The sequence below is a fragment of the Microcoleus sp. D3_18a_C4 genome, assembly GCF_036702415.1.
Classification (GTDB): Bacteria; Cyanobacteriota; Cyanobacteriia; order Cyanobacteriales; family Microcoleaceae; genus Microcoleus.
The window spans coordinates 1-22,885 of record NZ_JAUBTI010000050.1; the positions used below are offsets into that span (position 1 = coordinate 1).

At 47.2% G+C, this 22,885-nt stretch carries 16 protein-coding genes, 1 pseudogene and 1 CRISPR repeat array (1 of these 18 cut by a window edge); of the genes and pseudogenes, 7 read left to right on the forward strand and 10 right to left on the reverse strand.

Annotated features, from left to right (window positions below):
• Window positions 1-287 precede the first annotated feature (287 nt).
• From QUB16_RS20390 to QUB16_RS20410, 5 genes are all read right to left on the reverse strand, one after another.
• Entirely contained in the window at window positions 288-719 is a 432-nt protein-coding gene (locus QUB16_RS20390) for a hypothetical protein (protein WP_190657424.1), read from the reverse strand.
• A 107-nt stretch (window positions 720-826) separates the two neighbouring features.
• On the reverse strand, window positions 827-1,822 hold the full coding sequence (locus tag QUB16_RS20395; protein ID WP_333318877.1) for a shikimate dehydrogenase: 996 nt from the start codon (window positions 1,820-1,822) through the stop codon (window positions 827-829).
• Between the two features lie 191 nt (window positions 1,823-2,013).
• A complete protein-coding gene (locus tag QUB16_RS20400) occupies window positions 2,014-3,378 on the reverse strand; it encodes a P-loop NTPase fold protein (RefSeq protein WP_333318879.1) in 1,365 nt (454 codons plus the stop codon).
• Window positions 3,379-3,744: 366 nt separating this feature from the next.
• Window positions 3,745-4,149, reverse strand: coding sequence for a hypothetical protein (locus QUB16_RS20405; RefSeq protein ID WP_333318880.1), 405 nt, complete (start codon window positions 4,147-4,149; stop codon window positions 3,745-3,747).
• Window positions 4,150-4,161: 12 nt separating this feature from the next.
• On the reverse strand, window positions 4,162-4,329 hold the full coding sequence (locus tag QUB16_RS20410) for a hypothetical protein (RefSeq protein ID WP_333318882.1): 168 nt from the start codon (window positions 4,327-4,329) through the stop codon (window positions 4,162-4,164).
• Between the two features lie 994 nt (window positions 4,330-5,323).
• Here QUB16_RS20410 and QUB16_RS20415 point away from each other — a divergent pair.
• The gene (locus tag QUB16_RS20415; RefSeq protein WP_333318884.1) at window positions 5,324-6,667 is read left to right on the forward strand and encodes an alkaline phosphatase PhoX; all 1,344 of its coding nucleotides are present in this window, start codon (window positions 5,324-5,326) and stop codon (window positions 6,665-6,667) included.
• A 157-nt stretch (window positions 6,668-6,824) separates the two neighbouring features.
• A complete protein-coding gene (locus QUB16_RS20420; protein WP_333318885.1) occupies window positions 6,825-7,277 on the forward strand; it encodes a DUF732 domain-containing protein in 453 nt (150 codons plus the stop codon).
• Window positions 7,278-7,494: 217 nt separating this feature from the next.
• Here the strand turns inward: QUB16_RS20420 and QUB16_RS20425 are convergent, their stop codons facing one another.
• From QUB16_RS20425 to QUB16_RS20435, 3 genes and pseudogenes are all read right to left on the reverse strand, one after another.
• Window positions 7,495-8,373 (reverse strand): DUF6585 family protein, encoded by an 879-nt coding sequence (locus tag QUB16_RS20425; RefSeq protein ID WP_333318887.1) that lies wholly within the window; start codon window positions 8,371-8,373, stop codon window positions 7,495-7,497.
• Window positions 8,374-8,665: 292 nt separating this feature from the next.
• A pseudogene (locus tag QUB16_RS20430) lies at window positions 8,666-9,304 on the reverse strand (phycobilisome rod-core linker polypeptide); the annotation flags it as partial.
• A 166-nt stretch (window positions 9,305-9,470) separates the two neighbouring features.
• Complete coding sequence (locus tag QUB16_RS20435; RefSeq protein WP_333318889.1) at window positions 9,471-13,178, reverse strand: WD40 domain-containing protein; 3,708 nt, start codon at window positions 13,176-13,178, stop codon at window positions 9,471-9,473.
• 583 nt (window positions 13,179-13,761) lie between these two features.
• Between QUB16_RS20435 and QUB16_RS20440 the strand changes: the two genes are divergently transcribed.
• Window positions 13,762-14,475 (forward strand): hypothetical protein, encoded by a 714-nt coding sequence (locus tag QUB16_RS20440; RefSeq protein WP_333318891.1) that lies wholly within the window; start codon window positions 13,762-13,764, stop codon window positions 14,473-14,475.
• Window positions 14,476-14,562: 87 nt separating this feature from the next.
• Entirely contained in the window at window positions 14,563-16,497 is a 1,935-nt protein-coding gene (locus QUB16_RS20445; protein ID WP_333318893.1) for a S8 family serine peptidase, read from the forward strand.
• A gap of 377 nt (window positions 16,498-16,874) precedes the next feature.
• On the opposite strand, the gene QUB16_RS20450 is transcribed toward QUB16_RS20445, so the two are convergent.
• A complete protein-coding gene (locus tag QUB16_RS20450; RefSeq protein ID WP_333318894.1) occupies window positions 16,875-19,649 on the reverse strand; it encodes a phycobilisome rod-core linker polypeptide in 2,775 nt (924 codons plus the stop codon).
• 467 nt (window positions 19,650-20,116) lie between these two features.
• Between QUB16_RS20450 and QUB16_RS20455 the strand changes: the two genes are divergently transcribed.
• A complete protein-coding gene (locus QUB16_RS20455; RefSeq protein WP_333318896.1) occupies window positions 20,117-20,293 on the forward strand; it encodes a hypothetical protein in 177 nt (58 codons plus the stop codon).
• Between the two features lie 37 nt (window positions 20,294-20,330).
• Entirely contained in the window at window positions 20,331-21,518 is a 1,188-nt protein-coding gene (locus tag QUB16_RS20460) for a class I SAM-dependent methyltransferase (RefSeq protein WP_333318898.1), read from the forward strand.
• 231 nt (window positions 21,519-21,749) lie between these two features.
• On the opposite strand, the gene QUB16_RS20465 is transcribed toward QUB16_RS20460, so the two are convergent.
• Window positions 21,750-21,893, reverse strand: a complete 144-nt coding sequence (locus QUB16_RS20465; protein WP_333318899.1) for a hypothetical protein — start codon at window positions 21,891-21,893, stop codon at window positions 21,750-21,752.
• 89 nt (window positions 21,894-21,982) lie between these two features.
• Between QUB16_RS20465 and QUB16_RS20470 the strand changes: the two genes are divergently transcribed.
• Window positions 21,983-22,228 carry a hypothetical protein gene (locus QUB16_RS20470; protein WP_333244187.1) on the forward strand — a complete coding sequence of 82 codons (246 nt, stop codon included), beginning with the start codon at window positions 21,983-21,985 and terminating at the stop codon, window positions 22,226-22,228.
• Window positions 22,229-22,557: 329 nt separating this feature from the next.
• Window positions 22,558-22,885: direct repeats of the CRISPR family, unit length 36 nt; unit sequence CTCCCCACTCGTTGGGGAAACTAATTGAATGGAAAC (it continues 1,525 nt past the right edge of the window).

Here is a 22,885-nt window from a genome sequence, read left to right on the forward strand (position 1 = left end):
ATCTCAGTTTTGCATTTACAGTGCGAGCGTCCCCGCTCGCGTATTGTACAATACGCGAGCGGGGACGCTCGCACTACCATAAAAAAAATGCTTTTTACAAAACTGAGATGATCCCAATTTTTAGATAAACTCCCCGGTTGAAAAGCTGGGGAGTTAGTCTTACATTAGAAATGAGAAATTGCCGGCCACTCAACAATCTCAAATCTCAAATCTCAAACTGCATCGCAATTTCACCGGCCGCCAACCCAAAATCTCAAATCAGCCATCTAAAATCTCAAATAGTTTCGTTAGCGGCGAACCACGCCAGTAAAACCTGTAGCTTTAAATTGCTTGAGCTTCAAAGGTGTTCTCTGATTGGCTGCAACCGAAATTCTGAGCTGAAAATCGCTAACTCCGGGAGGAACTTCTTCTATAGAACCCAAGCGAGTCCGATTTTGCATCACCGGATTGTCGTCAGCATCATAAATGCGGCCGAAAATATCGGCATTGACAACTGGTTTGCCGGTGCTATTTTCAGCTTTCCCAGTAATCAAAAAGCAGGTAGCTTCCATAGAACTGCCGCTGGTGACTGTTCCTTCTCCCATTTCTGCCGGACATTCGCGATAAGAAAGGTCGGAAAGTTTAATCTGCGTCAGAGCCCAAGCAGGTGGAGTGAATACCAAACTAAAAATTCCGATTAGGCAAGTAGCAAAAAAAAGGCTGATAGCTCGAAATTTCATAAATTGCGGGGCAAGTATATTTTAATTTTCAGCTTAGCGCGAATTGGGCCTCAAATTCCTACTTATAGGAATTCGGAAAACAACAGCTACTTTTTGAAGAAATGGCATTAATCTAGACCTAAATGCTGTCGCAAGGCTTGGCGCATCACATCGACTGGGACGGATTCTTTATCCAGCCAAATTTTTAAGGCGGCTGCTCCTTGTTGAACTAGCATTTCGAGTCCGTCAATAGCTCGCGCTCCCCGAAGCTGTGCATCTTTGAGAAACTGGGTAGGATTAGGGTTGTAAATTAAATCATAGACGATCGCACCTGCGGAAATTCGATCGAGCTCACCAGCCGCAACCGGCGACTTTTCCCCCTGCGGATACATCCCCACAGGCGTCGTGTTCACCAGCAAATCTGCCTGCGAGATTAAACTTGACAAATTATCCCAAGTATGCACCTGCAAATTCTGCACGGGCATCGGAGAATTGACCCAACTCTGCTGAAATTCCGCTAAATTTTGTTCGCTGCGGCCGAGAACGTGAATCTGGGCACATCCCAATTGAGCGCATCCAGCCACAACAGCTCTCGCCGCCCCGCCATTCCCCAAAATTACTGCTACTTTCTGACTCCAATCGGAACCCGGAGATCCCCCTAAATCCCCCTTAAGAAGGGGGACTTTGACACAATTCTCCCCCCTTTGTAGGGGCGGTGCCCCCGTGCCCGCCCTGCGGGGGGGATCGGAATCTGATTGGAAAGTTTGAAAACCCCCCGTTTGCAGCGGCGCGAGAAAGCCTTCAACGTCAGTATTTGTGCCGCACCAACCTTTGTCAGTCAGGTATACGGTATTGACAGCGCCGATCGATCGGGCGATCGGGGAAACTTCCGACAACAGCGGTAAGATTGCTTGTTTGTGCGGAATCGTGATGCTAAATCCCCGAACGCCGATCGCCGCAAATCCTGCAAGAGCAGCTTTTAAATCCCCTGGTTTTACCGGAAACGGTAAGTAAACAAAATCGACTCCCAAGTGGGAAATAGCAGCATTGTGCATCGCCGGCGACAGAGAATGTTCGACGGGATGACCAATTACTCCCAACAGTTTAGTAGTGCCTTTAATCATTTTTGTTAGTTGAGTGTTGACGGTTGACTGTTAACGGTTGACTGTTGAGTTTTGTTAGTTTTCATACCAGATCCTGCTACAGTTGGGCCCTTATTCTTTAGTCGGCTAGGAGTGAACTTCGTTGGTTCAGAAGCGATTTTCCTCGCCGAGTTACTGTCAACTGTCAACTGTCAACTGTCAACTGTCAACTGTCAACTGTCAACTGTTTCTCGAAACTCTTTGGCGTCAGCCAAAATCGGATTGACATCAAACCAGTAATCCTCGCCGTAACGGTATTCAAACACCCAGAGACTCCGCAACAATATTTGGTATTTAGTTTCCCCGTTCACAGTTTTGGTAGCGGATACTTGGCGCAGCAATTTCCACTCATCAGGTTCGATCGCCAAAGTAAGCTGGTGGCGGCGCTGGACGATCACATTTTCCAAAGTTTCCCGCGACAGAGGAGGGTCTTGTTTCTGCAGACAGCCATACAGTAGTTGCAGCAAATTGCGGACATGACCGCCGCTGACTCGACACAGGCGATCGAGAGTTTCCGCAGAGTCGAAAACTTTGCCAACCAAAGCATAGCGCTGCGAAGGGTGCACTGTGGGAAAAGCCCGCGCCAGAACCATCTGCCGCAGCAATTCCAGACCCTCAGAACACTCAGAACCGTCGCTAAACTGCACCGGCACCATCGGCAAAACCTTCGGATCTACCCCAAATCGATTGGTCAACTGGCCCAAATCGTTAGAGAAAATCAGCACCAAAGGAATTGTATACACGACGTGGCAATTTAGTCTTGCCAACTGTTCGCCGCGATCGACAAACAAATATTCCGGCTGCAGCCGCCCCGTCGGTTTCGCGCACAGGTGTATGCGATCGAGATTGTCGATAATTACTACAAGTCCTTGTTTCCCTTGGCGTTTGAGTTCTTGGTTAGCCGGTTCCAACAACTCCTTATTCAGTGCATCTAAAATTACGTTAGTTCGCGGCTCCAAATATTGCCTCAACTCCGATCGCAGATTCGGAGCATCTTTCGCCTTAGCAGTAATTTTGCCAATTCCCAACGCCAGAGAAAACTCTCCCTCCGTGCTGGCATTTATTTCCCCCAAACCAGGGACAGTAGCTTCAGCGCTCAAGTCTATTTGAGTTTGAAAAACATCAGCAACCCCTTTGAGCAAAGCTTTAAAACCCGTCGGTTGCAGCTTGATTTTCATTTTCTCAATGCTTTCGCTCACCTGACGAGCAACGCTCAACAAAATGTCAGTGATATCTACATCTGCCATGTCTAAGTCTTTACTCGACTCAAAGTAAACAACATGAAATCCTTGTTGCTGCAATTGAGCTTGCAGCCGCAGCAATTCTGTTGATTTACCAGAGCCGATGTGACCGGTGAATAATTGACAGGTAGGTGCATCGGGGGACAGACGGCTGATGGTGCGCTCCAATTGTTCTACGATTGTGCCGCCCCGCACTGATGAGAAATCGATATAGTATTGTCGGTCTTCTTGATTTGCTACTGCCAGGGTGTAGCTGGGATTGCAGGCGCTATAAAATTTCTGTAAATTTAGTTCCATACCCTGTTCCATCTTTCACAACATTATGCCCTAATACCTTCTTCGTTTCGCTATGGTAATAATCAGAACAACTTACCAACTTTTTCTGAGGTTTTATGGACTCTCAATACCTTAATTTTTCCCTAAACCAGCACTCCCCAATTATACGTAATTTTTGCGTACTGGGAATGAATTGAATTCACTAATACCCCCATAAATAAGTAATTTATCCTCGTACAGCGAGCGCAACTTCATTGACATCACAGACGAAAAATTTCCCGTAATGTTCTCGGATAGAACTGGGTATTTGAGTACGGTTAACCGAAGAAAATAGGTAGTAATTAGGTATCCAAGAACCAGGTGTTTTTTATAATACCTTCGCCCTTTTTAGAACACGTTGGGTTCTTGTGAAGCGAAGCCAACAACAGATTTTAGATGTGAGATTTTAGATGGGAGCAAAAATCTCAAATCTCCAATCTCGAATTTAAAATTTATGGCGTTGGATACGAGTGCCTCAACCCAACCTACTTTCTTAGAGCATTTTGACTTAGGCGCGAAGGTGTTGTTTAACAAACCGGGTTTTTCGGTGTGATCTTTGTTTGGACTATACTTATTTTTTATCAATTCTACCATTTTGTGACCGACACCTGCTGCCGAAGCGGGATTTTGGCCTGTGACGGGCCTCTCGCTGGCCACAACGCAAACTTGAAAATTAGGAACTTTCGTAAAATTAGCGCCGCGTTCAATTAATTTCGACTCCAGCAAAAACGGCACTATTTCAGTCAGTCCCACAGCGGCTTCCTCTTAATTAGTAAAAGCAGCCACAGTCTTGTTAGCAACCAAATATTCGCCATCCGACAACTTAATATTAACTAACGCCGCGGGCCCGTGACAGACAGCACCCACAATGCCACCTGCTTCGTAAATAGCACGAATCCCAGCAAGTTCCTGGTTATCAGCAAAATCCCACATTGTACCCTGTCCCCAGCGTAGAAAATAGCCCCTTATTCTGCGGAGTCAATTTGTGCAGGACTGAGAGTATTTCCCACTCGCGACACTTGCTGACCGCCGCTTTTTGTGAGTTGTACTTTGCCGAGTAATTGACGTTCTTCCAAAACTATTTTTTCCAGATTTAATAGAAATTAGACAAGCCGTTGCATCGGGATTTTGCGTGAGCGTTCTTCCCGAATAATTGTATACAAAGTGGGTGAAATAAAATCGCTTAACCCTTCTCTTCCAACCTGCACAAGCTTTTATTAATAGGCTTTGGCTAGCTTTTCGTAAATCTGAGAGACAGTTGCCAAAAATCAAACGGATGTTTGAATTTTAGCAATTTTAATAATTCTATTAACGCAAGGCTAAGCCTCAAAATCCGTATTCCCCGGCACTGCTAGCGAACGAGAATTAGGACTTTATAGCGGTTCTCATTAGGATGAGGTACAGGCTCAGAATGCCGAAAAGAATAAGCTCCTCATTAGGGCTGTAGTTTATCCAATTACCAACCACTATCTCAATGGGCCCTTTTTGTAGAATACTTGACTTTCACCCAGTTTTGTACAAGGTGCCACCGCTATTATTGGGGTAGATTTTGCATAAATCTAATCGGTTAAGGACATTATAGAAGAAAATTATATAAGGTCAACAACAAACAAGATTTGGTAACACAATGCTCATATAATTTAGGGAATTTCCCCAATTGTTTATAATTCAATAAGTATACATTAAATTTATAAAAACCTCTAAAATAAAGCCGATTAAGGTAATGTAAAGCCTGCACATCCCTACTGAAAACAACGTCAACTGGCTGAACAGACAGAGCAACTAACAGCCCGGTTAGCGGCGCAATTACGAGCCACTGGGGTTGACATTGAACAATTATGAAACAACCTTAATGAGAAGTTAAACCAACCTTATCTTGGTCTTGATGCAGGTTTAGTATGCTTTGTTTAATTCACCGGAAAAGCTGATGCAACTATCACGACGAAAGTTTTTTACCTTGGCAGGAGCGAGCGCTGCTGGCACTTTGATGATGTCTCCTCTAGAAGCGCTTTATGCCAGAAAGGCCAATGGTGAATCAGTATTTGGAGGAGGGTATGGGCCCCTCGTACCCGATCCGAATGGATTGTTAGATTTACCGCAGGGGTTTCAGTATCGGGCTTTTTCACGAACGGGCGAAATGATGAGCGACGGTTCCCCTGTGCCCGGCGGTCACGATGGCATGGCGGCTTTCCCAGGTCCCCAAAACACGATCATTCTGGTTCGCAATCACGAACTGAGTCCGAATTCTTCCACCCAAGTTGTGGGCCCAAATCCTTACGATCCTCTTTGCAAAGGCGGGACAACCACACTACAGGTTGGACCCAATCGTCAGCTCATCAAGCACTACGTTTCGCTGAGCGGCACCTATCGAAATTGTGCGGGCGGCCCGACTCCCTGGGGTTCTTGGATTACTTCCGAGGAGGATGTCTCGACGCTGGCGACTAATAGACCTAGACCAAACGATGCAAGAAATGTATCGAAATCTCACGGCTACAACTTTGAAGTTCCGGCTCTGGCAACGGCTCCTGTGAATCCCGTACCTTTAGTTGCAATGGGACGGTTTAACCATGAAGCGGTGGCGATCGACCCCAAAACCGGAATTGTGTACGAAACTGAAGACCGAGGAGATGGCCTTTTCTATCGCTTTATCCCCAATGAAGTGAAGAATTTAAGCGCAGGGGGCACTCTCCAAGCGCTGAAGATTAAGAATATGCCGCAGGCAAAAACTTTTGCAGGGTTTCCCAAGGGCCAACCGATGTCGGTGGAATGGGTGACAATTGACAATCCTGACCCTGCTACGGATACGGTACGGGTCGAAGGTTTCGGTAAAGGTGCTGCCCAGTTTACTCGTGGGGAAGGCATCTGGTACGGCAATCGTGAAGTTTACTTCTGTTGCTCGAACGGTGGCTCTGTTGATCCTGCCACTGGCAGACCCAACGGATTTGGTCAGGTTTGGCGGTATCTTCCCGATCAAGATATGATCGAACTTTTTGTTGAGGCTAAATCGGCTGACGAACTCGATGGCCCTGACAACATTGTTGTGGCCCCTCATGGTGATCTGATCATTTGCGAAGATGGCGAGGATGAGCAGTTCGTGGTGGGTGTAACTCCTAACGGGGAACTGTATCGTTTCGCAAAAAATGCGCTCAACGATCGGGAGTTTGCCGGAGCCTGCTTCTCGCCGGACGGTCGAACTATGTTCGTTAATATCCAAACCCCAGGCATCACGTTTGCCATTTGGGGCCCTTGGAAGTCTCAACGAGGAGCATAACATTACTGCCTTGTAGTGCGAGCATTTTATTGGCCGGTAAAACGCTTAATGTTCGCACTATGTAATGACGAATCACGCCGGATTGTAGCAATATCCGGTGTGAGTTCTTCTCTATAAGCTTATGAAAATTTAAGGATTTGTGGGAGTTTGAAGAGTCGTGCCATACGTCAGCCGGTCGAAACAAGTGTTTTATTGTGTAGTAATGGTATTGAGTGCCTTTGCCGTTGACCTATTTCAATCTAGTGGTTCACTCGCTCAAATACCTGATGATTACGTTTGCTATATACAGAGGAGTAATGGTCAAACGATCGACTTAGGTAAGCTTTGTGGAAGTAGTGGCAGAGGTCGCCCGATCGCTTTACAGCCAAATGACCAGGCTTTTATTAATAATTACCAACGATCGTTGAGCAAACGGCTCAATTCATCCTCATCCGATGCGGTGTCTCGCGTTCAGCGAAATCCCCAAGCTGCTATCGAACGTGCGCGCGGGATATGTAATGCGCTCAGTGGGGGAATGTCGATCGACTTGCTGCAACCTAAAGGCAATGCTGAAGTTGATGCGCTTAACGCTCTGGCTCCTAAATATTACTGCCCTGAGTTTGACGACTGAGCAAGGAAGTCTGAGTGGAGCGATCGCACTCCCACAGATAACTGAACCGAACCGGAGCCTTTCGGGAAGCAGATACCCTTTTGGCACGTCACCTCTGAAGCTTGTCAAGCCTAACAACGTTGCTCATCACCCGCCACACACAGACAACCTCTGCATCATAACCGAGGGACTCTCAACGGTCGGCGTGCATGGGCGTTGTTATGCAGCTCACAGATAGCTATGCTTGATAGTATCCTTGCTGTCTAAGGAAACTGATTAGAACCTGAACATTGGGTACATCCGCAACTAGAATTGGGGCTGTATCTCTATATGTAGCTCTAGCTATAGATGTAGCTATATATATTTTGCCTTTCCTGACCCTAACACGACCAACCGTTGACCAAGGGATGCCTTGCCCATAAATCACAATTCCCTTTTTATGAAGACGGATAGGACCAAATTCAAGAGTATAGCCCTGATTATAAGCAGCGATCGCCTGTGGGAGTTGATGTTGGACTACCAGTACCTGCAATTTGTCCGCAAGATCTTCGGAGATACTAAGCAGTTTACCTTTGGGAAATTCTAGAGTGTAGGTACGACTCACCTCTACTGAAATAAATAAAATCCTACGATATAGGCTCTCTTGCCAAATTTGTAACTCCTCATAATGTGCAGATAGTCGATTGTTTGGTTTATCGTAAACAATGCCGTGTTCATAAACCAATATATTGTGTTTTCTATGCTGAATTGTCCGATAAATTATCCATATTCCGCCCCCCACACAAAAAATACTTGTTGTCAGTTTGAATAAAAAAGACACGCTAGTAGTAAGGATGAATCCTCCAATAATTAAAAGTATAGGAGCTACAATAATTGCTTTAATCCATCCTGGAAAACTACCACTCCTATATTGCTCCAAAAAGTTTCCTAACAAATGAGGCTCATTTTGAATTACGGAGACTTTAGTTGGCGGCAATTGAGGTGGTTCAGTTAAGCCGCGTCTTTGTATTTCGACTCTAATTACCTCTTGAGCTTCTTCTGTGTAATCAGAAATTACTAGAGCAGCAAACTCTAGTTCTCGATCGCTTTTCTGCCGCCATATTTCTTCAAGTGTCACTGTCAACTCCTCTTTCAAGAAATTGTGTTTATACAGTTAAATTTTTCAATTAAAACGACTATGTTTGCTGTCTAACTTAAGCATTACTTTATTTCCCCAATTGTTCTTTCCAAGGTTTTATCCATATTGGAATCTCCGGGTCGTCGCTGTTGCGGTACTCATCAGCCCTTTGGATTCATTTTAACTCGACTCTCACTGCCCGATCACCCTCTACCAAAAATCCCTCCATACACGTTTACCATAGCGAGGGATTTTTGTCAACCTACCAACTCAATTTTCTTGCAGTTTGTTGTTAGCTTCTGTCAGTAGCAGCTACTGGTTCAAAGCTTGGAACCACCAACTCACCATTCTGCTTAGTGAGTTGATTGTACAGCCTTTCGGTATTCGGGAAATTCGCAGCCGGCAGAGTCGGAAAGCGACGGTAAGGAACAGTATCCTCGCCAAACGCCTCGGCATATTCAACGCTGTTCAACATCGCGTTGATAAAGCCCTTAATCCCTTTACTTGCCAAGATTTGGTTGTACGTCCGAATCTCCGCTTGATTGCGGGGAGCGCGGCCCAAGAAGTGCTTCGTTCCCAACTCAATCACCTTAGTATTGGGATAAGGTGCGTAGAACTGTTTGACGTACAGCGACGAGCAGCCCAAAGCCTCAATGAACTCCTTGAGATTGATTTCATTGTTGCCCAGTTTGCTTTCTAGCGCCGTGAATTCATTCTTCACAACATACGGGTTGATGTCGCGCTCAAAAATTTGACGGTAAGCAGCTTGAATTAAAGTTTTCAAAGCTACTTTGTCCGAAGTATTCGTCAGCTTGAACACCTTAGTTTGTTCGCGCCGCTTGCTGACACTTTGAGCAATCCGACTTTGCAACTCGATATCGCCCCGATCGCCCGCAGCGCCCCATTCGATAAACCTCGGAGTTTCTTCCTCAGTCTCGACAGTTTGCTCGACAACAGAACCGCTGCGCGTAGTCACAAGCGAGCTTAACGAAGAGAACCTCTCTTCGTTAAGATCCGAAGAAAGGCAATCGCAGAAGTTTCGAGTTATTTACATTCTGTTACATAAGCGGGTTTATTTACGCCTACCTACTGAAATTTCATAATTGGTTTTCTATCGCTCCTAACGCCTTTAATGTTGCTTTTTGAGGTTCCGTTAATCCGGTTACTCCAGTAATATTCATGCCTTCATATAACCGATCGGGACGGAGAATCTTGAGACATTCTCCTGTTTGAACATTCCACAATCGCAGGGTTTCATCATAGCTACCACTGGCTAGAATCAGCGGACGATCTGAAGAAACGCCATCACAATGCGGTTGAAACGCAATAGAAATGACCGCTCCTGTGTGTCCTTGCAGCACTCGCAGGCACTGCCAAGTTGTTGTATCCCACAGGCGAATTGTGCGATCGGTACTGCTGCTTGCCATTAATCTACCGTCTGGGCTGAAAGCAATAGAACAAATCGAACTCGTATGTTCCTGCAAAGTAACGCAGCATTGACCTGTATTAATGTCCCACAACTTCAACAAATGGTCATCACCACCTGTTGCCAGCAAGTGCCCCTGGGGATGAAAGGCCGCTGTCCAGTTGCGACTGGTATGACCCTGCAAAGCCATACAACGCTCGCCAGTGTTTGCATTCCACACTCTGACTAACGGATCGTTACTCACGCTTGCTAGGAGATGAGCTTGCGGATGAAACGCGATTGCTAGTACATTCCAATGCCCCCCATCAAATAGGGTTTTAATCGTGGTTTCAGTAGTAATATCCCAGAACCGAATCATTGCATCGCCATGACCCATCACTAAAATATCGCTTTGAGGATGAAAGCCGATCGCTTGCACCCAATGGGTATGCTGGTAAACCGTCTTAAGACGACAGTCAAATGCAGTTTCTGAAGCTTGACTGAGAGTAGAAGGTTGAGCAATTACCTCAAACTCCCACAGGCATACCTTGCCACCCAAATCGGACGTAGCAAACCAGTTTTTTTGGGGATGAAACGCAGTACCCCAAACCTGTATAGTATGTTCTGCTATAACTTTCAAGCAGCGTCCAGTTGCTATATCCCAAATTCTTACTTGACCATTTTCACTGCCACTAACCAGTAGAGTTCCCTGGCTGTTGCAGGCGAGGGTTCTAAAAGCAATCATCTTTCCTTGCAAAGTTCTGGTACATTGCCCGATTGTTGTATCCCAAAATCTGATGGTTCCGTTAACGCTGCCACTGACAACGATCGAACTGTTCGAGAAACAGCCAATTGCGAAGACAGCATCTCCATCGCCTTGCGACAGAACTTTAAGACATCTTCTAGTCCGGACATCCCAGAGGCGAACGGTGCCATCGCTACTGCCACTTACCAAAATGCTGCTATCAGCAGTGTAGCCGATCGCATTTACAGGACCTTTGTGACCTTCCAAAGTATGGAGACAGTCCCCCGTTTCTAGATCCCAGATTTTGACTGAAGAATTTGCTCCACCCGTCGCCAGATGAGTACCGTCAGAATTAAAAGCAACTGACCACACCATATCTGTATGGACAAATGTCTGCAAACATTCTCCAGTCGAGACATCCCAGAGTCTGACTGTTAGTTCGGCCCCAGCACTCGCCAGTAGCCTGCTGTGAGGGTGAAATGCCAACCCAATACCTTGAGCCTGACTGCCTGAAAGCACCCTGAGACATTGCCCGGTTTGGACATCCCACAGTTCGATCGTATTGCCATCTTTACTGCAGGCAACTAGCTTACCGTCTGGGCTAAATATCGTTACTAGCACAGAATTACCAACGAACCAGCTTTGCAGGCATCTTCCTGTTGTGACATCCCACAACTTGACGAGATGATCGTAACCACCACTCACCAGCAATCGTCCGTCTGGGCTAAAATCCAAACCTTTCAAGACTAAAGAAGTGTGGGCTGCTAAGGTAAGCACTCGTTGACCTGTTGCCACCTGCCAAACACAAATCATGCCATCGTTACCGAGCTTTGCGACTAAGGTATTGTCTGGGCTGACGGCAACTGCATTGAGGCTGCCCAGTAATTCGGCAAAGACTGAGTTAATCAAATGGGTATCAGCTAAATTAACTTGTTTAAGCGACACTTGTCGCAAATCTGCTTGACGAATCGTTAAGCCAGAAAAATCATATCCACTCAGATCGGCGTGCAATTGAGATAGTAGATTGATTAAGTTACCAGCTCCATATCCCGATCGCAGGTGAGGTTCTCGTTTCAGGCGTTCTAGCATTGGCTGTAATTGTTGCGCGATCGCCTGTTGAGTGCCAAAATGACCCAACAGTTGAGCAATCAGAGGTTGCACGAGCGCTCGCAGTTGCGCCTCTCGAATGTAATCTTTTGCCTGCGCTTTTAACAGTGCGTAGGTTGATAATAATTGCGGTGCCTGCTGACAAATTTCATCACAAACAGTTTCGATCGACTTCTGTGTCATGTATTCCATGACAACAGGTTGCTGGGTAAATCCTTGAGTGCTGCATTCAATCAGCGATCGCCGCCGCAAGTATTCTAATGCTTCTAGCAGTTTGGCTTTAGAAAGCGCAGGGAAAAAATCATTTTGCAATTCCTGAGTTGTTACCCAGTCTCGATTAATAGCCAGCCAATACATTACCTGTTTTTCTATATCCGACAGACGATTGAATTGCCCATCAAGTAACAACCGAATTCCGTTAAAAACAGCAGTTTTTTCCTGTATAAACGCAGAAATATTGCCGTCAAATACTTCGCTAATCGAGGTGGCGACAATCTTTAAAGCCAGAGGATTTCCCCCATAAAGTTCATTAAGCTGTTGGCGATCGGCATCTGAACCGCTCAAAGACTTACTTGAGAAAATGCCATCGCTTTCTGCAGCGCTTAAACCGATCGTTTGCAGTACCCGCACTAGAGAGAGTTCTCCTGCTAGAACCGCAACTTCGTCTGGTTTTTCACGACTGGTAAAGACTAAACAGCTTTGATGGCTGCTCTCGCCAACACGCTGCAACAATTGTCCGTAGCCTTCATACTGAGGTAAATAGTGCCCGGCTCGATCGCCGCTCTGCAAGATCGATTCGCCATTATCTAGAATCAGCAGACAGCGATGTTTTTGCAAGTATTGCAATAAACGAGAAGTTTGTTCGTAAGTCGATCGAGGCAGCTCAATGTCTTGTTGCTGGGAAAGTATTAGAATTAGGTCTTTGAGCAAGTCTTCTAGGGGAGGCGCGTTCCGCAGCGATCGCCACACAACAAACTCGAAGTGTTCTTGAATCTGCTGGGCCAGTTTTACTGACAGTGCGGTTTTGCCAATGCCACCCATCCCTAACAGGGCGACTAATCGACAGCGATCCCACACTATCCACTGGGTTAGCTTGCCTAATTCTTGAGTGCGTCCGTGAAAAATGGAGACATCGATCGCTTCTCCCCAATCACAAAGAGGATCCACATTGAGGCAGCCGATCGCAGTGGCTGGTGTTTGGGCCAGGCTAGCTTGATGGTCAGCAAGAACAGGAGCATTCTTTTGTTTTTCTGTGTCTTGTCCCTGTTGTTGTGCAATTATTTGTCCGGCCGCAAGGCGTTCTATACAAGCACGAAAGCTTTTCTTCGTTACAGATTCGCCAAAGGCAGTTGATAAACGTTGCCATAACTGGGGTGCAAAGGTACGGCTGAGGTAGCTGGCAGAGTAGTTAGTTGTCTGTGCGATCGCTTCGTAGGTTTGTCCCAACCACGCACCTCTAAGCAGCGCAATTTCCATAGCAGTCAGAGGATTGCCCGTGCGATTTTTCACCAGCCGATCGACCCATTCAAGTCCGTGTTCCAGCTCCATACTTTATCGATAAAAGTATTAATTGTTACAAAAATTACCTATCGAACAATATTTCCTTTGAAGCTTACCAAATAATTTACGAATTTCAGCTATTGACAGGAAACGGATTTTGTGAATTGCAATGCGGTTAAATTTTTTGGACTCTAACCGACTGCCAGAAGTTGGCTCAAACTCCTTTAAGTTCAACAGTTTGGCTGTGGCAGATACCCTGCACGAACTTGCTCTGTGGAAAATCGATCTGTAACGCGAAGTTTATCTATCGACATGAAAGCCTGAATTCGAGATGCTGGTACACATGATGCAAACAACACCTTGCATTAGATTGAGAATAAATCGAATTAGAAATCAGCCAGTCCCAAAAATTATCGTATCCTATCGTGTAGGCGCGAGCGACCGCAATAACTATGCTTCGTATTCTGGACTTTAACCCGCACTATCCTGCTGCATAAAGTCCGCACTACAAACAGTTTTTGTTATGGTAATCGATCGGACACGAGCTCGGTTATCTGCTTGCTAAAACTTGCCGATAATTGCAAATATTTGTGAGGCTAAACCGATGAAATTACAAAAATCAATCCTAACAATGAAAGCAAAATTTGTTTCTACAGTCATGGGAATTTCACTGTTAAGCGTACCGGTGCTGTCTGATATTACCAATGCCCAAACCCCATCACCCGCCCTGCAAACCGGATTGCAATTTCAAGCATCTGAGGAATTCAATGTCGGTGCAGTAACTACTTTATCTGTCACTACAACTTACCAAGTAGACTCAGGCAAGTGTGTCGGTCAGTTCTACCACCCTAATATGGAGACTCACAGCCGCACCCACGAAGAGCTAGTCTTCGGGAGAGCAGCCTTCATTTCCCAAACTACGCCACCCGCTCCAGGGTTGCGCGTTACTATCAGAAATGTCACCCCCGGGCTCGATCGCAACCCTTCTCCTTATACCGATCGCGGATACGATAAAGCTCCAATGTCGCAAGGATTTAAAGTGTCTTTTGACATCACACACAAGGGTAGCTATTTAGCCGTACAACCTGGCAATAATGACTTTTCCTATGAGATAAAACGCGGTAATACCATCATTGAATCCGGGACTTTTACCGCCAGAATCGATCGCAGAAATCAAAGCACCACCCGCAACGAAAATTTCAGTTGGAACATGGGCTTTGGCTTAAATGACGACAAAAAGCGGTGTCAACAACAGCCTGCTTCCCAGCAGAATGGCTTCCCAATACCGCCCCTCGATTGGCCGCCTAACATCCCAAGAGATTTGTTTAGGGATATGAAGCCGTAATTAAACGACTAAAAAGCAAATGCACCGACAGCACCTAAGTGATGTCTAGTTTTGCGTGAAAAAATTTTGGAATTTGGCATAACTTCTATGAACATCGATCCTGTAAATATCAACTTATCTACTTTCCTCGATCGCCACAATCTGCTGCTAGCCAGTAACATGAAAAGCCCGATGGCACTTCCCAACAATTTCAACGATTTGATGGCAAGATTCAACCATGTCAGCGAGGCAATAAACAATCAAAGTGGCGATCGCATCAATGGACTGAATGATGATGACATCCTGTTGGGCGATGCCGGCAACGATACGATTTGGGGGAATGCTGGCAGCGATTTGCTCGCGGGCGACGCGGGGCTAGATGTATTAATCGGCGGGACTGAGAGCGATATCTTCGTGTTGGAAGAGCAGGAAGGAACTGATATTCTCACTGACTTTAATCTTAACGAGCGCGATCGGCTCGGTTTAGCTGCGGGGTTAACCCTTGATGAATTAATCGTTTATCAAGGCACAGGCGACAACAGCGACAGTACATTAATTAGCACTAAGACTGGGAATTTGCTGGCAATTATCAAAAACACCAGTGCCAGCGCGATCGACAATTCAGCCTTCCTCACTTTAAAACCTCCTGGATCTGTAACCAGCCTGGGCGATCGGGCCATGCGATCGGATCTCGCTAGAGAACAGTTTAAGGTAGATGGCACTGGCGTAAAAATCGGGGTTATATCTAATGGTTTCAACAGGTTGGGTGGAGCCGCCAAAGATATTGAAAGTGGCAACTTGCCTGCAAAAGTCAAGATATTAGCAGAAGAGCCGGATAATAACTTATCTGCGCCTAATGATGAAGGCAGGGCTATGCTGCAACTCATTCACGATATTGCTCCGGGAGCAGATTTGTTATTTCATACAGACAGACCTGTCGGTCAGTTTAACAGCTTTCTAGAATTTTCCAAAGCAAGTGAAAGGGTAATGGCTGATGGCATTCGCGCGCTGGCAGCACAGGGAGCTCAAATCATTGTGGATGATTCGAGATTCCCATCTCAACCGATGTTCCAGGATGGAATTGTTGCCCGAGCGATCGAGGAAGTCACTAAAAAGGGAGTTGTCTACTTTACTGCGGCGGGTAATAGCGATCGCGCTAGCTATCAAAGTGCTTTCAACTCGGCTGGTTTCTTTGCTGGTTTTGGAGAATTGCATGACTTCGATCCGGGGATTGGGGTCGATATCTATCAAAGCATCACGCTAGAGAAAGGTGATTCCTTCAGCCTCTCATTCCAATGGGACTCACCGATGGGTCGATCGACTAACGACCTCGATATTTACTTTGTTGACAGTACAAAACAAAAAGTATTGGCTCGCAGTATGCTGTCAAATGTAGGAGGAGATCCGATCGAGCTTCTCACATTCCGCAATGATGGGTCCTTTGGCTCCGATCGATTCAATCTCATGATTGCCAAGCGATCGGGTGCGGATCCCAGTTTGATGAAGTATATAGCGGGCGGTTCCGCTACCTTCAAAATCAACAATTACAACACCAATAGTTCAACGGTATATGGCAATGCGAATGCCAGAGGAGTCGCAGCAGTCGGGGCAGCCTCTTACTTGCTCACCCCTAAATACGGTGTAAATCCTGCAATATTGGAAAACTTTTCTTCGGCTGGCGGCACTCCTATTTTGTTTGATGAAAAGGGCGATCGTCTATCTAAACCTGAGTTGCGCCCGCAGCCGAGTTTCGTCGCTCCCAACAATACCAATACGACGTTCTTTGGCAACGATATTCTGGAAGATGCTGACAGTTTCCCCAATTTCGCGGGCACATCTGCAGCGGTTCCTCATGCGGCGGCAGTTGCGGCTTTGATGCTGCAAGCAAATCCCTACTTAAGCCCAGCGGACATTAATAGAGTCCTAGCGCAAACGGCTTTGGATATGGACGATCCAAACACGCCCGGTTTTGATGTTGGATTTGACCTTGCCAGTGGATATGGTTTGATTCAAGCCGATCGGGCGATCGAGCTAATTAGTTAAAAGTGTTCGGTTGTAGGCATTAGGTAATAGCTATGAGGTGATAGAGTTCGGTTGTAGGTGTTAGGTTTGAGGTGTGAGGCTATTTTCGCAAGTTGCCGAAATTAGCATTTCATATCATCCCATCAGCGTTTATCCGCGTTTATCCGCTAAGGAATGAGAATTAAATAACTTAGAATTTTGATGGTTCTTGTGGGATGGGCGTCCCGCCCGTCCAGAAAGGGCGGGCTATAAGCCCAACCCCTACTCCCCACTTTCAAGAGTGTAAATTATTTAATTCGCGATCCTAAAATCTGCGGTTGCAAAAATCCCCCGCTACAGCATTACCATAGCGAGGGATTTTTGTCAACCTACCAACTCAATTTTCTTGCAGTTTGTTGTTAGCTTCTGTCAGTAGCAGCTACTGGCTCAAAGCTTGGAACCACCAACTCACCATTCTGCTTAGTGAGTTGATTGTACAGCCTTTCGGTATTCGGGAAATTCGCAGCCGGCAGAGTCGGGAAGCGACGGTAAGGAACAGTATCCTCGCCAAACGCCTCGGCATATTCAACGCTGTTCAACATCGCGTTGATAAAGCCCTTAATCCCTTTACTTGCCAAGATTTGGTTGTACGTCCGAATCTCCGCTTGATTGCGGGGAGCGCGGCCCAAGAAGTGCTTCGTTCCCAACTCAATCACCTTAGTATTGGGATAAGGTGCGTAGAACTGTTTGACGTACAGCGACGAGCAGCCCAAAGCCTCAATGAACTCCTTGAGATTGATTTCATTGTTGCCCAGTTTGCTTTCCAGCGCCGTGAATTCATTCTTCACAACATACGGGTTGATGTCGCGCTCAAAAATTTGACGGTAAGCAGCTTGAATTAAAGTTTTCAAAGCTACTTTGTCCGAAGTATTCGTCAGCTTGAACACCTTAGTTTGTTCGCGCCGCTTGCTGACACCTTGAGCGAGGCTATTTTGTAACTCGAATTCGCCTCGATCGAGCGCAGTGCCCAATTCGATAAATCGAGGAGTTTCGGGCGTCTGAGCTTGGAAATTTTGCTCAGCGATGGAACCCGATCGCATCGTCCGCATCGACAAACCACCGGGAGTCACATAGCGCTCGTAGGGCACTGTATCTTCCCCAAAAGCTTCGTTGTACTCCGTGCTGTCCAGGATGCTATCGACCAGCGCGTAGAAGCCCTTCTTGGCGCAAATGTCAAAGTAAGCGTTCATTTCCTGGCGGCCATAGGTAGGGCGTCCCAGGAGTCGGCGGTGAATGTACTCGATCGCCTTACAAACGTAGAGCTTGCTCCAGTACATATTGCGGAACACGTCAGACTTCGCCAACATCCGAATAAACTCGCGCATCGGAATCTCGCCGTTTTCCAGCTTAATTTCCGCCACCTTTTGGCGCTGGCCGTCGAACACGTCGCGACCAAACACTTGCAGGTAAGCAGCCCGAATCACCGCTTGGGTGGAACTTTCGGTAAATTTGACACTGGAAGCATTGCTGTAGCTGCTGGAGACACCGCGGGCAGTTTTCTTGGAAGCAACATAGTTGCTCGGTAACTGGTCTAATTTAAAGACCTTGGGGCCCAGAGAACCAGGAGCAGCACCGCGAGCCGCCGGATTGCTCAACTGATTGTCAATCCCCGCACCTTGACGGATCAGGATGCGGCGAGTGTCTTTGCCGAAGGGAGCCGGACGGCTCTTGGGGTTGCGAGTTTCTTTCGGGAAAATCGCGCCAAACTGAATTTCTAAGGGGTCATTGCCAACACCGTAAACGTGCTGGTCTGGCAGAGGCTGGGTGTAGCCGGCGAACAAGGTGATGAACTGAGGCACCTTGCGGAACGGAGCGCTGAAATTGAACAAATCAATTTGCGGGCCCCAGTTGCGACACTCCTGAGCTTCTTGGCCCAAACCGCGCAGGTAAGGCACTGTTTCTTCGCCGAAGTAGTCGGAATATTCTTGCGAATAAACCATCGCGTCTACGAGGGCTGGCAGGCCGCCTTTGCTGACGATCGCAAAATACTTGCTAAATTCCTCCCGCGAGCTCAAACCGCGGCCGAGGAAGTGGCGGGCGGCAAGTTCTACAGCGCGGCTGTTGACAAACGGCTCGTAGAATTGCTGACGGTACAGAGGAGATTTACCAAGGCGGCGAATAAACTCTTTCATCGAGATTTCGCCATTTTTGACCTTGGATTCCAAGTCAGAAATGCTTTGGCTGTATGCGCGGGTAATATCGCGCTCAAAAACTTGGCGGTAAGCTGCTTTGATTACTTCTAGCTTTTCGGCCGAAGACAGACCGGTTTTCATGACGAATTTCGATCGCCGCTCGGCTGCGTTGAAGTAGATTTGAGGCAGTTGCAAGCCTTGCTGGTCGTTGCTTTCGCGCTGCCGCACCTTGTCTGAAGGTGTGGGAGCTTTGAATTCGGTAATTGCTACGTCGAAATACTGTCCGACGATCGCACTTGCCTCTGGATTGTTTTTGAAATAGCCCAAAGATGCAGCCTTCATTTCCTGCATTGCCACAATTGTGGCCGCTGAAGAGCAAGCATTTTCGATGATTTCCCGCAATCCGCGCACGTTCACCGAAATAATGTTCGGGTCGCCAGCGACGATCGCGTAGGTGATGTAGCGCAAAAACCAGCTCAAATCCCGCAGAGATTTGGTCATGTTGCCCGGGCCGTAGCGCGAGACATTGATTGGCTGAAATCCTGCTGGGATTGGGCCGCTGTAGCCGCCACCGTTGCCAGAAAACAGATTTCCCAGCCCTAAGAATCCGCCGCCACCGCCACCGCCGTTGCCGCCGCCTGCGCGACCTTCAACGTAGGTAACAGTTCCCAGTTTCATGCCTTCAGAGACATTCCCCGAACCGCCACGAGCCGCGCCTGCTACAGCCATCGCTTCTTGTGGTCTTTCCAAAAATGCCAGCGGGGAACCGCCCGTAAAAATCCGGTTGGCTGCGCGGGATACTATCAGTTCCGAGTTTTTGGTCAGCGTCGCAGAGATATCGATCCGAAGAGCCCCTGAACTGAAATAACTTGCCAGTTCGCTGAGTTCGCCCCGCTGTAGAAAGCGGTCTTGCTGTTCTGCTTGCGAAATTGTTGCGACCGGTACAGTTTGATATAGTTGCGGACGCGCAACCGAGCTTCCACCACTTGCTTTTACAGTCATTAGACTCTTTCGCTCCCTATCCAAATAGTTGCAGCATTTAACCAGACTAACCTTGCCTTCTGATGCAGGTCAAAGTAGGTATTTTTGCTTTGTTTACTTTTTGCCTTTACCTGTCACGAGGTTCGGGCGCGCTTACTTTCTTAGATTAAAATGTTTTGGTTTCATCTTTCTTCCTGCCGGGAAATGTCCGACCCGAAGGCAGGCACGGGGTACTCCCTCCGCTGCACTCCGCCGGCATACCCGTGGAAAAAAAGACTCGGCAGGAGAGTTGCCTTTGGGCGATCGCAGCCAGTGCCTTGAATTAAAGGAAAAGAAAATCAAAAATTTTCTTGTGCCTTTTTCTGGATCTGTGACTTTCTGCGGAAAGACGCCTCCGCTTTACCCAAAAGCTCAGCGGTGGGTTATTGACAGTCCTGGTTTGTTAAAAAGCCTGCCGACATTTATTGTATAGATTTAAGAGAGCGTATATGAGAAAAAATGATAAGTTTTATTACGCAGAAGCTGTCAGGGCTTGGCTACCAGGGGTTAGTCGATCGCCCGATCCCTCTCTCTTAGGCTTCCCAACTTGGCGAGACGCCACTTTGGTTGCCAGTAAGGAAGCAATAGAAGTGCATCGCGTCGCGCTGTTCGTCCGTAGCTACTGACAACCAATCTCCAAACTCACGCACTATTACCTCACTTATGGATACTACGCCTGATATCAGTGCTGCCGTGCGGCGGCTGTACGATACTTTCCCTTTCCCGCCCGATCCGTTGTCCGATGAACCGCCCCCAGGCTACAACTGGCGCTGGAGTTGGCCTGATGCTTACAATTTTTGCACCGGCCAAAAGCCGCCAAAACTCGATATTCGGATTTTGGATGCTGGCTGCGGCACTGGTTCGAGCACCGATTATCTGATTCACCTCAATCCAGAAGCTTCGGTGACGGCGATCGACCTGAGTGCGGGTGCTTTGAAAGTAGCACAAGAACGGTGTCGGCGATCGGGGGCGCGCGAAGCTGATTTCCGCCACCTCAGCCTGTACGATGCCGCCGAGTTAGAGGGCGAGTTTGATTTGATCAACTGCGTGGGCGTGCTGCACCACTTACCCGATCCGATCCGGGGCATTCAAGCGCTGGCGGCGAAGTTGGCGGCGGGCGGTTTGATGCACATTTTTGTGTATGCTGAGCTCGGGCGCTGGGAAATTCAACTCATGCAAAAGGCGATCGGACTTCTCCAAGGCCCGAAAAAAGGTGACTATCCCGATGGTGTGAAAGTCGGTCGTCAAATCTTTGCTTCTTTACCAGAAAACAACCGTCTTGTCAAGTACGAAAAACAGCGTTGGGCAGGAGAAAATCAGCGGGACGAATGTTTTGCTGATATGTACGTTCACCCGCAGGAAATTGACTACAATATTGAGACTTTGTTCGAGTTAATTGATGCTTCGGGATTGGAATTTATCGGTTTTTCAAATCCGGGATATTGGCAGTTAGAAAGACTTTTGGGGAAAGCGCCGGAATTGATAGAAAGAGCTCAGGGTTTGACGGAAAGAGAGCTTTATCGATTAATTGAATTGTTGGATACGGAAATCACTCATTACGAGTTTTTCTTGGGCAAAAAGCCTGTTAATAAAATTGATTGGTCGGACGATCGGGTACTTTTGGCGGCAATTCCAGAGTTGAGTGGTTGTATGCACGGTTGGCCTAGTCAACAAGTGTTTGATTGCAACTACCAATTGATCAATTTGTCAAGTGCTGAATTTGAGTTTTTGCAAGGTTGCAATACCAAAACTGTGGGAGAGATTTTGGCGGATGTGGAGATGGGATTGGATGAAGTGCGATCGATCTTATCAAAACAGCTAATTTTGCTAACACCGTGCGATCGGATATAACAATCGACAACAGGGGAATTGAGGACACGGCAATGCCGTTTCCCTACCCCAAAATAATCGATCGATCCCCCTGGCAACAGATGTAACCATCGCCAGATTAACTGTAGGGAAACGGCACTGCCGTGTCCTGATTGTGGGTAACTTCCCGTAAAATCCAAAACTTGTGCTGAGCGAAGTCGAAGTATCCCAAATGGATTGACACAGGCCCCCCTCTGCGGCTACGCTTTGAAGTTAGAGGTTGCTTTGCTTGTAGAGGAAGTAGCCGGCGTCGCCCAAAAATCTAGTTGCACTGCCCAAAGCTGCTGGTAACAGCAATGGACAGCTAACCGCCAAACTGATCAAAGCAGTCTGGAGGCTAACGGAGTATGATAACACTCTCTGTAGCCGCCCTGCTATGTGTTGAAATGCGGGGCGGCTGGGTTTTTGGGTTTTTCTAGAAAACCCAAAACCAGGAGAACATAATTATGTCACAGGAATTCTTGCCTGACGACAACAAATTCGATCGGCCAAATGACGACTCAGCAGCAGAATCGGAACAGGATGTGGTGTGTGTAACGGTGACAGGTTCGCCCAAGGGTGTCAGGGAAACCATACTCACTTTGTACCGCCTGGGATTTGCCGAAGTTGGCGATTGGAGTCCCGTACAACGTGCAGCTAATCCGAAGCAAGTGATGAGTGTGCTGATTCGCCGTCGGAAGCGCAAAGCGTAGGAAGTAGGCGATTGCTCGTTCCCAGTTAAAATATGTCATTGCGAGCTCTTAGCGAAGCAATCGCCTAGTCTCTGCGATTGCTTCGCTAAGAGCTCGCAATGACAAAAAATACCACAAAAGGTTAATAAACCCAGATTTGTTATATCACTCGCGAGGGATGAAAGAAATGGCTGCGATGTTGGAAGTTCGTTCTAGCCCTCGATATATTGCTATCTAAGGGTTTCAGCGATTGCGACGGTATGCTGGGAGGCGGTTTCCAGGTACAAATTTGCTATCCCTCGCAAACGGCCTCTGGACACCTTGCGCTGTCTTGGGTGTACAATGTAGGTCTCCCCACTCGTTGGGGAAACTAATTGAATGGAAACACCATATTAGCTGTAAGTTTACCGACTTTCTCAAGCATATCCTCCCCACTCGTTGGGGAAACTAATTGAATGGAAACATGTTTGCAGTTCTACATGATGGATGGACATTTGACTCCCCACTCGTTGGGGAAACTAATTGAATGGAAACTAGGTTGCAATAATCCACTCTTTGCCGTTGGTTCCGCAACTCCCCACTCGTTGGGGAAACTAATTGAATGGAAACTTTCGAGCCTTGTCAAGCACCGATTGAAGATTGCTTACTCCCCACTCGTTGGGGAAACTAATTGAATGG